10 protein-coding genes are annotated in these 14,241 nt (G+C 59.8%); 5 read left to right on the top strand and 5 right to left on the bottom strand.

All coding sequences use genetic code 11. The features are described 5' to 3' along the window. Positions 1-448 precede the first annotated feature (448 nt). Together GBM95_RS08490 and GBM95_RS08485 are read left to right on the top strand one after the other, a co-directional pair. Positions 449-2,698, top strand: coding sequence for an autotransporter domain-containing protein (locus tag GBM95_RS08490; RefSeq protein WP_152158701.1), 2,250 nt, complete (start codon positions 449-451; stop codon positions 2,696-2,698). Positions 2,699-3,017: 319 nt separating this feature from the next. Beyond that, positions 3,018-3,455: a helix-turn-helix domain-containing protein gene (locus GBM95_RS08485; RefSeq protein WP_152158700.1), complete on the top strand. Its 438-nt coding sequence runs from the start codon at positions 3,018-3,020 to the stop codon at positions 3,453-3,455. A 326-nt stretch (positions 3,456-3,781) separates the two neighbouring features. Here the strand turns inward: GBM95_RS08485 and GBM95_RS08480 are convergent, their stop codons facing one another. The 5 genes from GBM95_RS08480 to GBM95_RS08460 all read right to left on the bottom strand — a co-directional run bounded on the left by GBM95_RS08480 (position 3,782) and on the right by GBM95_RS08460 (position 8,490). Beyond that, the gene (locus GBM95_RS08480) at positions 3,782-4,888 is read right to left on the bottom strand and encodes a Fic family protein (protein ID WP_226963241.1); all 1,107 of its coding nucleotides are present in this window, start codon (positions 4,886-4,888) and stop codon (positions 3,782-3,784) included. 277 nt (positions 4,889-5,165) lie between these two features. Continuing rightward, entirely contained in the window at positions 5,166-5,936 is a 771-nt protein-coding gene (gene kdsB, locus GBM95_RS08475) for a 3-deoxy-manno-octulosonate cytidylyltransferase (RefSeq protein ID WP_152158698.1), read from the bottom strand. Between the two features lie 27 nt (positions 5,937-5,963). Continuing rightward, positions 5,964-6,215 carry a Trm112 family protein gene (locus GBM95_RS08470; RefSeq protein ID WP_152158697.1) on the bottom strand — a complete coding sequence of 84 codons (252 nt, stop codon included), beginning with the start codon at positions 6,213-6,215 and terminating at the stop codon, positions 5,964-5,966. A gap of 21 nt (positions 6,216-6,236) precedes the next feature. Further along, positions 6,237-7,307: a tetraacyldisaccharide 4'-kinase gene (lpxK, locus tag GBM95_RS08465; protein WP_152158696.1), complete on the bottom strand. Its 1,071-nt coding sequence runs from the start codon at positions 7,305-7,307 to the stop codon at positions 6,237-6,239. A gap of 154 nt (positions 7,308-7,461) precedes the next feature. Next, positions 7,462-8,490 (bottom strand): LysR family transcriptional regulator, encoded by a 1,029-nt coding sequence (locus GBM95_RS08460; protein ID WP_152158695.1) that lies wholly within the window; start codon positions 8,488-8,490, stop codon positions 7,462-7,464. 149 nt (positions 8,491-8,639) lie between these two features. Here GBM95_RS08460 and GBM95_RS08455 point away from each other — a divergent pair, with 149 nt between their 5' ends. The 3 genes from GBM95_RS08455 to GBM95_RS08445 all read left to right on the top strand — a co-directional run bounded on the left by GBM95_RS08455 (position 8,640) and on the right by GBM95_RS08445 (position 14,052). Continuing rightward, positions 8,640-10,547 carry a flavocytochrome c gene (locus GBM95_RS08455; RefSeq protein ID WP_152158694.1) on the top strand — a complete coding sequence of 636 codons (1,908 nt, stop codon included), beginning with the start codon at positions 8,640-8,642 and terminating at the stop codon, positions 10,545-10,547. Between the two features lie 1,159 nt (positions 10,548-11,706). Continuing rightward, positions 11,707-13,296 (top strand): exodeoxyribonuclease VII large subunit, encoded by a 1,590-nt coding sequence (gene xseA, locus GBM95_RS08450; protein ID WP_226963240.1) that lies wholly within the window; start codon positions 11,707-11,709, stop codon positions 13,294-13,296. A 168-nt stretch (positions 13,297-13,464) separates the two neighbouring features. Continuing rightward, positions 13,465-14,052 (top strand): superoxide dismutase, encoded by a 588-nt coding sequence (locus tag GBM95_RS08445; protein ID WP_152158693.1) that lies wholly within the window; start codon positions 13,465-13,467, stop codon positions 14,050-14,052. Positions 14,053-14,241 lie beyond the last annotated feature (189 nt).

Below are 14,241 nucleotides of genomic sequence, written 5' to 3'. Positions count from 1 at the left end.
GTGGCCTTGCGGCCGTCGAGGGTTGTGGTGGTTTTATCTTCATAACTCATTTATCAATTATAACATAACCGTAGCCGCTTGTCAACTATTTTGTGCCTACGTCAATAAAACTGAAGTCACTCTCGGTACGCTTGTATCCAGCGATGCCACGAGCAAGTACCAGCAGAACGGCGGCTCTCTGACGACTGCCTATACGAACGTTCTGAAGGGCGGTTACGACGATGCGACTCTTGCGGCGCAGGCAAACGTTTCCCTGACGGGTACCGATGTATCGCTGACGGGAGCTGCTGACTACACAAAGGATCAGTACGCCAAGGCGTTTGCTAAGCTTAATGCCAGCAGCGCTAATAACACGCTTCACCTCAAGGGCGGTTCCTTTGTCGGCACGGACGGCAAGGCTCTCTTCTTGGATGTGCAGCATGTTGGTTACAACGTAGAACGCAGTGCAGTGGCTTATGAAGCTACCGGTCCCTCTTCGAACGTTGAACCAACTCAGACCACTGTTATTGGTTCGGTTGAAGTTACGCGTTCTTCCAGCCTTGTGACCGCGGGTACAAAGCTTACTGATGTTACCGTGGGCAAGCAGGGGACTCTCCTTGCGCTTCGCGGCGACGCGAACGGCGACCTCGTGATCATTGCGGATGCGGATAAGGCGGATAACTTCAAGCTCACACTGAATAACGTTGCTCTCGGTCAGGAAGATGGCGATACTGGCGTTCTGAAGAGCACGGTCGTTATTGGGCAGAATGCCGTCAATGTTGCTAAGGGTGCCTTTACTCTCGGTGATATTGCATCTGGCGAAAATGTCGGCTCCCTGGTTCTTACGGGCGGTTCGCTTACCCTCCTCGGCCGCGATCTCCTCGTGGAGGGCGCGGACGAATCCAAGTACACCGCTCTGACGGTGGGCTTCACAGCTCCAGCTGCCGGTGCTGCCGCTGGTACAACGGCGCAGGCTGGCGGCTACACCGGTGCGATTTCCGTGGGCGCCGGTCAGTATCTTGCTGTCGGTAATTATACGGCTCAGGCTAAGTCGGTTCTGACGGACCTTCAGGCAGAGTACAGCGCTGAGAATCCGAACGATACGACGGGTAAGGTTTCCGTCATCTACTTCGGTCAGCAGACGGCTCTCTCTGTTGCGCCGAACTTTAATCCTGTCGCACAGAACCCTGCCGCGAAGAGGACTTACGCCTACATCGATCTTGCAAATGTTGGTGCTACTGCCGGCTACGACAAGACGCAGGAAATCGTGTCGGTGGCTAACGGTTCGATCACCGTTGACACGGTCTATCTCGACGGCCTCAGCAAGAACGTCGTTTCGACCAAGAAGGTTGACAACAAGGACGTGAACTACGTTGCTGTCGGCAACATTAATGGTACTTATGAGTTCCTTAACGCCTTCTACGAAACCGGCCGCACGGATATCGGTGCCGGCAATGTTGAGGTGAAGGTTGATGAGAGCTCGCTCAAGGAAGTTCGCGACTTGGGTCTGCACACCTACGGTCTGCTCGCTGCCTCGCTCTATGCGTTTGACGTGCCGACCAATCAGATTGCTCGGACCATTTACAACAACTGGGATGAAATCGGCGATCAGTACAATGCTGATCTCTTCGCTCAGGCTAAGGCTGCAGGTCTCCTTGCTGAAACCGCAACTGTTTTCAATTTCGAAGATACCAATAGCAGCGGCGCTATGCAGTACCTGGCTGAAGGCGTGACGGAAACGCAGTACCAGGACTTCGCAGATGCTTTCGACGCCAAGTTTGTTGCTGACTTCGTCGACGCTGAACACACTGCCACCAACATGGCCGTTGCCGGCGGCGCCTTCACGGCTGCCCTCGACTACAACGACCAGGTGACGGCTGCGCTCGATCGTCGCACGTCGCTCGCCAACGTCAACGCGCCGCGCACTCAGGGCTTTACGCCGTGGGTCGACGTCTTCGGCACGACGAATGAAGCGAAGCGCCTCTACGGCAACGGCCAGGGCTATGAGACCGACATCTACGGTGCCGTTCTCGGCTTTGACTACACCGCTGCCTGCGGCGGCGTCTTCGGTGTTGCCTTCAACGTCGGTACCGGCGACGGCAACTCCGTCGGCACGGGCCACCAGGTTGACAACGACGCCGACTACTACGGCTTCTCCGCCTACGGCGCCTACTCGACGGGTCTCTTTAACTTCAAGGCTGACCTCGGCTACACCCAGGCTTCGAACGACCTCTCGACCTCGTCCGCTTACTTCGGTTCCGTCAAGGAATCGCTTGATGCGGACATCTTCACGGTCGGCGTGGGTACGGAAGTTCTCGTCAAGGCTGGCTCCGTCAACGTCGTTCCGCATGCCGGCATCCGCATGAATCGTCTCTCCATGGATGATTCGAAGTACGGCGCCGACTACGACGACATGACGGTCTACCAGCTCCCGCTCGGCGTTTCCGTCTCCGCGGCCTTCGACGTGAACGGCTGGAAGCTTGCTCCTGCCTTTGACGTGTCCGTTGTCCCGACCTTCGGCGACAAGGATGCCGTTGCCAGCTACTTCGGCGGCATCACGGAAACGACCCGCGTTGTTGACACCAACCCGGTTCAGGGCACGCTCGGTGTTGAAGCGCAGAACGGCGCGTTCACCTTCGGTCTCAACTACCGCCTCACGGCGGGCGGCGACGATCGTCAGAACAACTCGTTCAACGCCAACGTCCGCTACTCGTTCTAATCCGCGAGGCTTGAGTCTCCCCGGGGAATCAAAGTGGGAACTTCATCTTCCCCGGGGGATTCATTTCGACGCATCCCGTCCCGCCGTCTTTACTCCAGGTGCGGCCGGGATGGGGATGCGTAAAAGAACGACATCGGGATTCAGTCTGGGGAGCATTTCAAACCTGGCGCAAAGCCTGTGCGCGTTCAGGGTTTCATGAAACGCTTCTCCACGCAAAGGCTGGATCTCATATCACAGGCACATCTGAAGCCCGTTTCCGGATCGGTTCGGAGACGGGCTTTCTTTCGAAGCGGTTTCGTACGAAGAGAACGAGTGCGAGATGAGAAAGCAGAAAATTCCGGAGATGTTCCCGGCAGTCCCCTTGGAAGACCGCACGAGGAAGAAGGGATCTCCCTCAGAAGAAAAGCGCCGGCAGGCTGTGGACCTCTTTCGGCACGGCATAGGCTACACGAAGGCTTCGCGCATACTTGATCTTTCCGTCAACACCGTGCGCGAGTGGCACCGGGAATTCAAGAAGGGAACCTTCCGCGTAAAGGTCTCAACGAACCAGTACCGGTACCCGAAGGATGTCCGCGAGAACGTGATCCGCATGCGGCTTTCCGGCATCTCTTGGGCGGAGCTTACCAAGCGCACCGGCATTTCCGCGAGCACGGCCCGAAAGTGGGTGAACGACTACTGCACCCGCAGAGGCGTGCGTCCGCAGCTTCTCGTGCCCGGGATCCGATCGGACGGCGGAACCTTGTCTTCGAAAGAATGATGGACAGATCTCGCGCTGCAGCAGGCTTCGTACGCCCGGGCGAGAGCAGCGGAGCGAGTGAATCATGGTGAGTTGGAAGCGAACTCAGTACCTTTCTCTCAGATTTTCCGGGTCTCAATCTGGATCAAAAATATAATCTCGTATCGAAAATTTCACTGTAGTTCAGGTAGTTTGATATGTATGCAAAAAATCTTACAATCTAACCGTTAGATCCGTTAGATTCCGCGTGAGATGACTGCCATACCGGCAATGCCTTCGTGCAATAGCCGGGTATTCGAATTCAAGTCCAGCCATGGGATCCGAGCGTTTATCTCTGAAGGCGTGGACTACCTCAGAAGCTCCATGAGCTTCGTGAAGCTGTAGAGCGCCGGCCGGCGTCCCCTGCCGGGTTCGATTTTGCGGATGGCTCCCGATTCTTCGAGCCTTTTGATCAGGAGCACCATGCCTTGCCTCGAGATGTGCTCGCGGCATTCTTCCTGCAGCTTGGGGAGCGTAAAGACGGGGTTTGCGAAAACATAGTCGGGGACGGCGTTCGCGAGCGGCGCTTTTGTCTGACTGGCCATGATCGCTTTGGCTTCTTCATAGAGCCCGATCATGTTTTTGAGGAGCTTTGCATTCGAACGGCTCTCTTTCTCAACGGCGGTGAGAAAGAACGAGATCCAGGGATCCCAGTGCTTTTCCCGGGAGATGAGGCCGAGCACGGCGTAATAGTCCGCTCTATGCGACAGCAGATACGGGCTGAGGAAGAAGCAGTCGGTGCGGAGCACGCCCTTCATTGCAAGAAACATTGAAATGAGAAGCCTGCCCATGCGGCCGTTGCCGTCAGTGAACGGGTGGATCATCTCAAACTGGGCATGCATGACCGCTGCCTGAACGAGGGGATTGAGGTCGGTGCGGGCCAGAAACTGCAGCCAGTTCTCAAGGAGCTCCTGAAGATGCTGAGGAGCCGGCGGGATGTAGACGGCGTGCTCGATGCCTGAACCAAGTCTTCCGATATGGACCTGAATATTCCGGAACGCTCCCGGATTTTTCCCCATGCCTCCGGCGCCGTCGAGCAGTACCGCGTGAAGATCCTTAATCAGAGACAGGGTGATGGGCGTGCCTCCTCGTACGGCGCAGATGCCTTCAGCCATCGCCTCCCGGCAATTGAGGACTTCCGCCACGTCGTCCCGCCTGGAGCGAGAAAGGACAACGCCGGTTTGGGCGACTGCGACTTCATCGAACGTCGTCGCCGTGCCTTCAATGAGGTTCGAGGCTTGAGCTTCCTTCAGCGCCCGGGTCGCCCGGAAGAGATCGTTCCTCGCGAAAGCCTCCGCCATTCCGTCAAGACGACACAAGGCTGCAGCGGCAGCAAATTCGGAAAAACTGTCGGATGACCACGGCAGTGGGTCGCCAGCAAGGGGAAGTCGTGGGAGATTGAAGGAGGACGGCATTAGAGATCGCATGTGCGTCTATGGCTGCCTCAGAAGAAGCCTTTTTCTTAACTGAAAGGCATCCTGAGTTCATGAAAGAGGCGTTGTCTACACTAAAACAGCATTTAGTGTACGCAAACGGTTTTATCCCAACCAGAGTTGGTTTTTGCCGGAGACAGATCCATAGAAGAAAGCGGGCCTGCACGGAGACCCAAACGCCAAACGGCGCACCCGCTGCCGGAATGCGCCGTTTGGATAGAACCAGACAGAAGCGCGCGAGCGCTGCCATTGAAGCGTCTTACGCCCCGAGTCTGGCTTTGAAGACCTCTCTTACGCGCTCGAGATCCGCTTCGGTATCCACGCCCGCAGGGAGCGCTTCATCAAGCACCAGCACGGCAATCTTTTCGCCGTTCCAGAGGGCGCGCAGCTGCTCGAGGCTTTCCGTCTCCTCAATCGGAGCGGGAGGAAGTGTCGGGAACTTTTCCAGGGACGCAACGCGATAGGCGTAGAGCCCGAGGTGATGGAGGGGCTTGAAGCCTTCGGGGAGCTTCGACTGGTCTTTCCGGAAGGCGTCGCGCGGCCACGGAATCGGGGCGCGCGAGAAGGTGAGGGCATTTCCCCGGGCGTCGAGCTCAACCTTGACGACATTGGGGCTGAAGAAGTCCTCGATCGACGTGAGCGTGTGCGCCGCCGTGGCAATCGCGCACTCAGGGCGGGAAGCTAGGAGTTCGGCCGCGTCGTTGACGACTTCGGCGGGCATCAGAGGTTCGTCGCCCTGAACGTTCACGACGATTTCATCGGGGCCGAGCCCGAGGAGGCGCGCGGCTTCCGCGAGACGGTCCGTGCCGGTCGGATGATCGGGCGACGTGAGAACGGCTTCGACGCCCGCAGCGCGGCAGGCTTCAAGAATCGCCTCATGGTCGGTCGCGACCGCAACGCGGGCGGCCTTCGTGTGGCGGGCGGCTTCAGCGACGCGCACGATCATGGGCTTCCCGAGAATGTCCTTCAGGGGCTTTTCGGGAAGGCGCGTCGACTTCATGCGCGCCGGAATGATGATGGTGAAGCTCATGCTTAAAACCTCTTCATTCAATGGCAATCAGAACTGACCGGGGCGCGGGGCCTTCCCCGAAAGGCGCTCGGCCTCGAGCTTGACCTTCGCGGCTTCCTCGTCCGAAAGCTTTCGTGCGTCCTGAGCGAGCATCATGGGGATGCCGTCCTGAATCGGGAAGGCAAGCGCGCAGGCGGGGCAGAGAAGTTCCTCGGGCGAGGCTGCGGCTTCGGATTTGCCGGCAATGAGCTTGCCCTTGCAGACGGGACAGACCAAAAAATCGGGGATGCGCTGGGTCATGGATGCTTTTAGAAGAAAAAATTATTCGATGCTGTCGTTCTGGGCTTCTGGATGGCGGCCGAGCCTGCGCGCGGCTTCAGAAGCACGGGTGTCGATGAGGTCGATGAGATAAGGGTCGAGAACGACCTCGAGGCCAACCACCCAGATGCGGTCGTCGCCCTTGATCTCAGGGATCTGCGCGCACTTTACAGCGTCCTTCCCCGTAATGAGAATGACGTCTTCCTTTCTGCCCCTGAAGGGATTGCTCGAAAAGTCGAAGTGGTCGCCGAGCTCAAGCTCCGCGCAGTCGATGTCGTGACCGCGCACCATCGCAAAGAACCGACCCGGCGCGGCAATGCCCGCAGCGGCCAAGGCCTTTCCGCCCGTGCGCTCAAGGTCGGCGGCAATCGTGTCGATGTCTCGCACCTCGCCCGTTGAGAGCCGCCGGCAGGCGCCGAAGCAGCTCGAGGCGGCAAAGCGCGGCGTGCGGCTCTCCACAACGGACTCGGTCGTGGTGTTGAGGATGATGGCGTCGACGTCGTCGAGACGCGAAACCGGTTCGCGAAGGGGACCCGCGGGCAGAAGCCAGCCGTTTCCAAGGCCTCTGGCTCCGATGACGGCAAGCTCCACGTCGCGGGCAAGCGCCGCGTGCTGCAGGCCGTCGTCCGAGATGATGATGTTGACGCCGGGATGCTCGCGAAGGAGTTCGAGCCCCGCCTTCACGCGTTCGCGGCCGACAGCCACGGGTGCGAGCGACTCGCGCGCGATGAGAAGCGGTTCGTCCCCCACCTGAGAGGCGTCGGAATCGGGCGTCACGAGGCGGACGCCGTCTTCAGAGCGTCCGAACCCGCGCGAGATGACGCCTGGGGTCCACCCGCGGGCGCGAAGCGCTCTCACGAGCGCGATCGTCACGGGAGTTTTTCCCGTTCCGCCCACGTAGATGTTCCCGACGACCACGACGGGCACCGGGAGGTGGTTCGCCACCGTTCTGCGGCGGCGCGAAGCGCTTACCGCCTGGTAGATGAGGGAGAGCGGATAAAGGAGGCAGGCGACCGGGCCCCTATGGGACCAGACGCTGTGCACCCAGGATTCAAGCCGGGGATGGTTGCTCATTGGCGGCACGCTCTCGAAAAAAGAAATGAGGAATGGAAGCCGGTCTTTCCGGTTCCGGAGAGTGCCGCGGATCTTCGCGGTGGTTTGTCGTCAGACATATAGCAAAAGAAGTGGGCTTTAAAACGAGCCTCAGAGCCAAAGCGAAACTGAAAGTTTAATCGGTACCGGCGCCGGCTGTCCCGGTCTCTTCACGAGAAAGTCCGCCTTTTTGCGTTAGGGACTTCGAGAGGGCACGGGCAAATGCGGGATGTTGCGCCTCCCTTTCTCTGAGGAGCACTTCGAAGAGTCCCCGCACCCATTGAAAGTACGGGTCCTCATCCGTGCGCTTATGCCAGGCGAGGCGCATTGTGAGCGTGGGCGCGTTTGCGGGGGCGGGAAGCAGCGAGAATCGGCCGGGGTCGAGCGCGAGTTCCGCGAGCGCCCTCGGGAGCACGCAGAGCGCGTCCGAGCCTTCAAGGAAATAGGGCGCGGCGAGAAAGAAGGGAAGATGGAGCACCGGCGCGCGCCCGTGCTTCGGCTGGAACCACCCTTCGGCGGGACCGTTGGGCGTTCTTCTGCGGTCGGGCTGGGCGTTTGCGATCACCTGAGGGAAGCTTTCTGCGTCGGCGGGTGAAATGAAGCCGTTTTTTCGCGCCTTGGCTTCAAGTGGATGGGATTTTCGGGCGACCCAGACGTAGGGCGTCGTGAGAAGCGCCGCCGACCGGAGGTCGGGGGAAAGCCCCTGCCTCGCATAAATCACGAAGTCAAGGTCTCCGGCGCGCAGAAGCTCGAACATTCTTTCGTCGGCCTGCAGGAACTGGAGCGTGAGATTGGGGGCCCGCGCCATGAGGCGGGGAAAGAGCGACGCGAAGATCGATGCGCATGCATTGTCGTAGGCCGCGAACCGGAGCGTTTCCCGTCGGGTGCTGTAGTCCTCTTCCGCATCGCGCCCGAGGCGGCGCAATCCCGCGAGGAGCGGCCGGAGCTTCACGGCAATCCTCTCGGCCTTCGCAGTCGGGCGCATCGCGAAGCCTTCGCGCGTGAAGAGCGGGTCGGCAAAATGCGCTCTCAGCTTCTGAAGCATCCGCTGCGCCGTGGCGGAGCTCACGGCGAAGTCGTCGGCCGAGGCGGCAAGCGACCGGGTTTCCATGAGCGAAAGGAAGAATTCGAGCGCATAGGTGTCGATGGATGTCGATTTCTGCATGGATGTCGCTTCGAAAATTGATGCCGGGAGCAGGATATTTTCGCATTTTCCGATTCGAGGGACATCTTTAGCATTTCGTCCATCGCGAGAAGGCCGTTCGGTCTGCCGCGAAAGAAAAAAGAACCCGAACAAGAACTCAGAAAAGCATCATGCACACCTCCCGCAGTCTCGTCCTCTTTTCTCTCACATTCCTTGCCGCAGGCGTCTCTCAGGCGATGACGGCCGGCACTTTCGCCGGCTCCGCCACGGGCAGAAACGGCGAAGTCGCCGTTGAAGTCGACGTCTCCACGAACCGCATTGAGGCCGTCCGCATTGTGAAAAGCACTGAAACTCCGGGCATCGGGTCGCTCGCGACCGATGCGCTTCCCGCGGCCATCGTCGCCGCCCAGTCCCCGAACGTCGACGTCGTTTCGGGCGCAACGATCACGTCCGACGCCATTAAGGCTGCGGTTTCGAAGGCGCTCGAAAAGGCGGGCGCCGATCCGAAGTCGATGAAGGCGAAGGCGGCGCATAAGGATGCCGCTGCGGCTTCCTTCCCGACCAAGGCCGACGTCGTCATTGTGGGTGCCGGCGGCGCCGGTCTTGTTGCTGCCGCCACGGCAGTGGAGCAGGGCGCACGCGTCATCGTTCTCGAAAAGATGGCCATGATCGGCGGCAACACCGCACGAAGCGAAGGCAACATGTCGGCGATCGATCCTGAACCCGAAAAGCTCCAGCCGATGACGCCGGCGCTCGAGGCGATTGTCGAGAAGTATCTCAACGCCAAGGTGCCGACTGCGGAAATCCAGGCGATCCAGGATACCGTGCGAAAGCAGTACGCCGACTACAAGGCTTCGGGCCGCAAGGAAATCTTCGATACGCCTGAACTCTTTGCGCTTCAGACCCTCATCGGCGGCGACTGCAAGGCCGATCCGAAGCTCGTTCTCGTGATGGCGCGAAACGCCACGCGCGCCATGCTGTGGCTCGACGACCAGTCCGACATGACCTGGGAGCACATCGCCCGCAAGTATGTCGACATGGGGATCGGCGCGCTCTACCCGCGCGCTCAGTTCCCGCGCGCCAAGGACGGAGTCTCCCCGATCTCGACCTATGACGCCTACATCAAGCCGCTTGCCGACAAGGTTAAGGCTGCGGGTTCGAGCATCCTCACCAACATGCAGGTGGTCGACATCGTGCGCGAGAACGGCCGCGTCACCGGCGTGATTGCACAGGACAAGAATGGCCAGAAGCATAAGTTCACGGCCTCGAAGGGCGTGATTCTCGCTGCCGGCGGCTACGGCGCCAACCTCGCAATGGTGAAGAAGTACAACGGCATCAGCGTGACGGCCACCTCGAACCAGCCCGGCACGACGGGCGAAGTGATCGAGGAAGCGGTGAAGGACGGCGCGGCGCTCGAAGGCATGGCCTGGATCCAGATCCATCCGCACGGAAATCCGAAGAACGGCGACCTTGAATCCAATATCGCCGGCCGTCCGCAGGACACGCCCTACGTCAACAAGCTCGGTCTCCGCTTTGCCGATGAAACCGGCCGCCGCGACGACATCTCTCACGGCATCCTCGCGCAGCCCGGCAAGGTCGCCTTCTCGATCTACGACCAGAAGACGATCGACGCGAAGAAGGTTCGTCCGGAACATATCGAACGCGCCATCACGCACGGCTACGCCTTCCGCGCCAATTCGCTCCCTGAACTCGCGAAGGCCGCGGGCATCAGCGCCGAGGGTCTCGAAAAGACGATCGCGGTCTACAACGAAGCCGCGAAGCTCCAGTCCGACTCCGCGCTCTCCGTGCCGAAGGCCGTGATCGGCTGGCCCGTCGACAAGGCGCCCTACTACTGCGTGCCCATCACGGTTACGATCCATCACACGATGGGCGGCCTCAAGATCGATGAGGAAACGCGCGTTCTCGACCAGAACGGGAAGCCCATTCCGGGACTCTTCGCCGCGGGCGAAATCACGGGCGGCATTCATGGCGGCAACCGCCTCGGCCGCAATGCGCTCACGGACCTTCTCGTCTTCGGCCACATCGCTGGCGAAGAAGTTATGAAGGCCGCGAAGTAACGCTTCCGACACGTCAGGGCTCCGGAGTTCCCGTGACCCTTCAGAGACTGCAGCTCCGTTTTGCTGGATGGATGTCCGGCAGCCGGAGCTGCTTGTCTTTTAGTGGCTGCCGGAGGCGGTCCGGATCGCCCGTCCGGACAAATTCCCGGTTGACAACTTTTGATGTGGAAAAGTGGAGAACTTCTGCCGGCTTTTGCTCTTCCCGAATCTGCAACTATCGGAACTAATTAGAAAGCCCTATATGGCGGGCCTTTGTCATGGAAAGGGAAAACGCAATCAAGTCTGTGGATAACTCTGTGGACAGAACGGGGTTCCGGGAGAAAAATGAATCCAAAAGGCGGGAATGAGCTTCGAAGTGATAACCGTATCATTCTTCTTTTTTCCTCTCTATGTAAGGCGTTCGGCATTAATAGGCGTGTCGGATGATCTTCTGCGCTGAGGCCCCTCCCTTGACAAACCGCCTGGAATCTGCTGTGGACAAATCGGTGCGGAAGTTCTGCCTGCGGGTTGTCCTCCATGCCCGTGGACAGACATGTGGACAACTTTGGGAGAAATATTTCAACGCCTTCAGTTTTCTTAAAATTTTCCTGTTGCCTATTTTTTGTGCAAATCGCGAGTTATTCACATTTCCTGTGGATGGCTCTTTCGCCTTCCGGCGCTGAAGCCTTGATCAGCAAGGTGCCGGACGTTTGAGATGAGGCCGGGCGATCCTGTGGAAAAGGAATGGCGGTTATCCACCGCCCCGATTCCGACAGCCGGATGCCACGCTGTCATAATGAAGCGCGCGAAAAAGTCCTTCTTATTCCTTTTCAGAAGATCCTCCATGGCCAGCCGATTTCACAGCGGACCGCCCGACGATTTCAATGATCCCGGAGCGGACGATGCACTCTTTTTCGAGAGTCTCTTTGAAGAGGCCGAGCGGGAGGTCCGAAGCGTCCGGCAGGTCCGCAGCAGCCGTTCCGACGCTGTCGCGGGAAAGGCGAAGCCGGAGGAGCAAAGCTTCAGGCGGCGAGCCTCAGCAGAGCCCAACCGTGCGTCGGATTCTGTGAACTCGGCCTCCGCGCGTTATTCCCGGTCCCGCACGGCGGCTTTCGGGAGCGCCTCTATGGGCGTGAGCCGTACGAGGAGCGTTTCCGGCCGTCCCGCGGTAAGTCCCTTCATGCCGCCTCCGGTTTATCCGAAAGAGCCCCCCTCCCTGATGTCGGTGATGGCCGCAGAGCGCGGGGAATCTGTTCCGGCCTTTGAGGGCACGGCCGCGCTCATGAACCGTGCGTCTCCCGACCGTGAAGGTGCGATCGAGGAAGCAAAGCCCCTGACGGTTTCGGAGACCCTCACTCGGATCCGGAATGCGTTGGACGGCGTCATCGACGGCTTATGGATTTCGGGCGAGGTCGCGGCGGTGAAGACGTCCGGGGCCGGGCATGTCTACTTCAGCATCAAGGACGAGAGAGGACTCATCGACTGCGTCCTTTTCGGCGGCGCCCGGCAGGGGCGGCGCCTCTTTGTGATCGGCGACAAGATTGAAATCCGCGGAAGGACGGACATCTATGCCGAGCGCGGAAAGCTTCAGATCATTGCCTCGCAATGGCGGCCGGCGGGACAGGGAAGCCTCTACGAGGCTTTTCTGAGGTTGAAGGCGAAGCTCGAGGCTGAGGGACTTTTCGATGCTTCGAAGAAGCGCCCCATTCCGGGGTTCGTCAGACGGGTAGCGCTCGTAACGAGCTCCATTGCGGCCGCCTACGGCGACGTCTGCCGCACGATCGAGCGCAGAACCCCCTGGGTGCAGATTCTCCATGTGGAGGCGCCGGTCCAGGGGGCGGATGCGCCTGCACGACTGATTGCAGCCCTTCGCGCCGCCGACCGCACGGGAGCGGACGTGGTGCTTCTCGTGAGAGGCGGAGGCGCCTACGAGGACCTTCAGGCCTTCAACGACGAAAAGCTCGCGCGCGCGATCCGCGCGATGCGAACGCCCGTCATCTCCGGCGTCGGGCATGAGGCGGACTTTACGATCGCGGACTTTGCGGCGGATCTGAGGGCGTCCACCCCGACGGCAGCCGCCGAATCCATCGGTCCCGACCGCGAATACTGGATGAAGCGCCTCGAAAAGCTCTTCGACGCACTTTCGGGCGGACTCACCCGCGAAATTCAGCACGCCATGCAGCGCTTCGACCGGGCTCAAACCCTCATGCCCGATATGGATCTGAGGCTCGCGAATGCCGAAAGGGCAGTGAGCCTTATGGCGGAACGCTTCAAGTCGGCGGACTTCGTGCTTCGCACGCATTCGGAGCGCGTGGAGCGGGCCGCGGCCTTTCTCGCCGATCCGGAGCGCGTCCTCTCGGCGCCGGAACGGGTGCTCGAGGACCGGGCGGAGCAGTTCCTTGCCATGGCGGACCTCCAGGAAAAGAGGCGCGGAGAACGCCTCGGATGGCCTGGAGAGCGGCTCAACGACGCAATTGAGAGAAAGCTCGGCGACGCCGAGAGGGAATACCGCCGGGCGCTTCAGCAGAAGCCCGATCCGATGCGGACCGTGACTCAGCTAGGTCTGCGCCTTGCTCAGGCGGAGACGGCCCTGAAGCTTGCCGACCCTGATCGACCTTTGCGCGCGGGTTATGCCCGGATCTCTTCGGGTGGCCGCGTTGTCGGCGCGGCACGGGATCTTTCGAAGGGGAACGCGATTGAGGTTCGGTTCTTCGACGGCGAGGCGAGAGCGGTTGTTGAGCGTGTGAGCATTCGCTCCGAAAAGATGTGACCAGAAGCTTTGCGGCAAAGGTCTTTTCTATCACCAGGGTAGATAAATCATATCTGTCGGATTTCGCAACAAATTTATTTCCAATGCCGGAGAAGAATCCGGGCAGAGGGAAAACCCGAATGATATGATGCAGGGCACCAAGACTTTCCTTATCCAGGAGACAAAAAAATGACCGAATTCACGCTTCCCGAGCTCCCCTTTGCTCACGATGCGCTCGCTCCCGCGATGAGCGCCGAGACGATTGAATATCACTGGGGCAAGCATCATCGCTCCTATGTGACGAACCTCAACAACCTCGTGAAGGGCACCGAATGGGAAGGCCGCGCGCTCGAAGACATCATCCGCGGCTCCGCGGGCGGTCTCTTCAACAATGCCGCGCAGCACTTCAACCACTCCTTCTTCTGGAAGTGCCTCACCCCGAACGGCGGCGGCCGTCCGGAAGGCGCGCTCCTCGCCGCGATCGAAAAGACCTGGGGGTCGTTCGACGCCTTTGTCGCCGCCTTTTCGAAGCAGGCTGCCGGCAACTTCGGCTCCGGCTGGACCTGGCTCGTGAAGGACTCCGACGGTTCGCTCGCGATCGTCAACACGTCGAACGCCGGCACGCCGGTTGCTGAAGGCAAGACCCCCGTCCTCACGCTCGACGACTGGGAGCACGCCTACTACATCGACTACCGCAACGCCCGTCCGAAGTTCATTGAAGCCTTCTTCGCGAAGCTCGTGAACTGGAAGTTTGCCGAAGCGCAGTTTGCGCTCTAAGGCGCTGTAGCCGGGCCTTTAAAAAGCCCTGAAGCAAAGAAAAGCGGTCCGATTCATCCCGGGCCGCTTTTTTGTCGTGTGCCCGGCATTGGCGATTTCTATAGGGTGAAAGTCCCGATGAGCAGGAGGTAGTGCCAAGCTCACAGCCAGAGGCAAGGGTGTCCGTCGTGAGGCGGAATCTGAAAGAAG

This window comes from Sutterella seckii (genome assembly GCF_009183815.1).
In the GTDB taxonomy this organism is placed as follows: domain Bacteria; phylum Pseudomonadota; class Gammaproteobacteria; order Burkholderiales; family Burkholderiaceae_F; genus Sutterella; species Sutterella seckii.
Note: the sequence above shows the minus strand (reverse complement) of the source record. Positions and strands in the feature narration are given on the sequence as shown.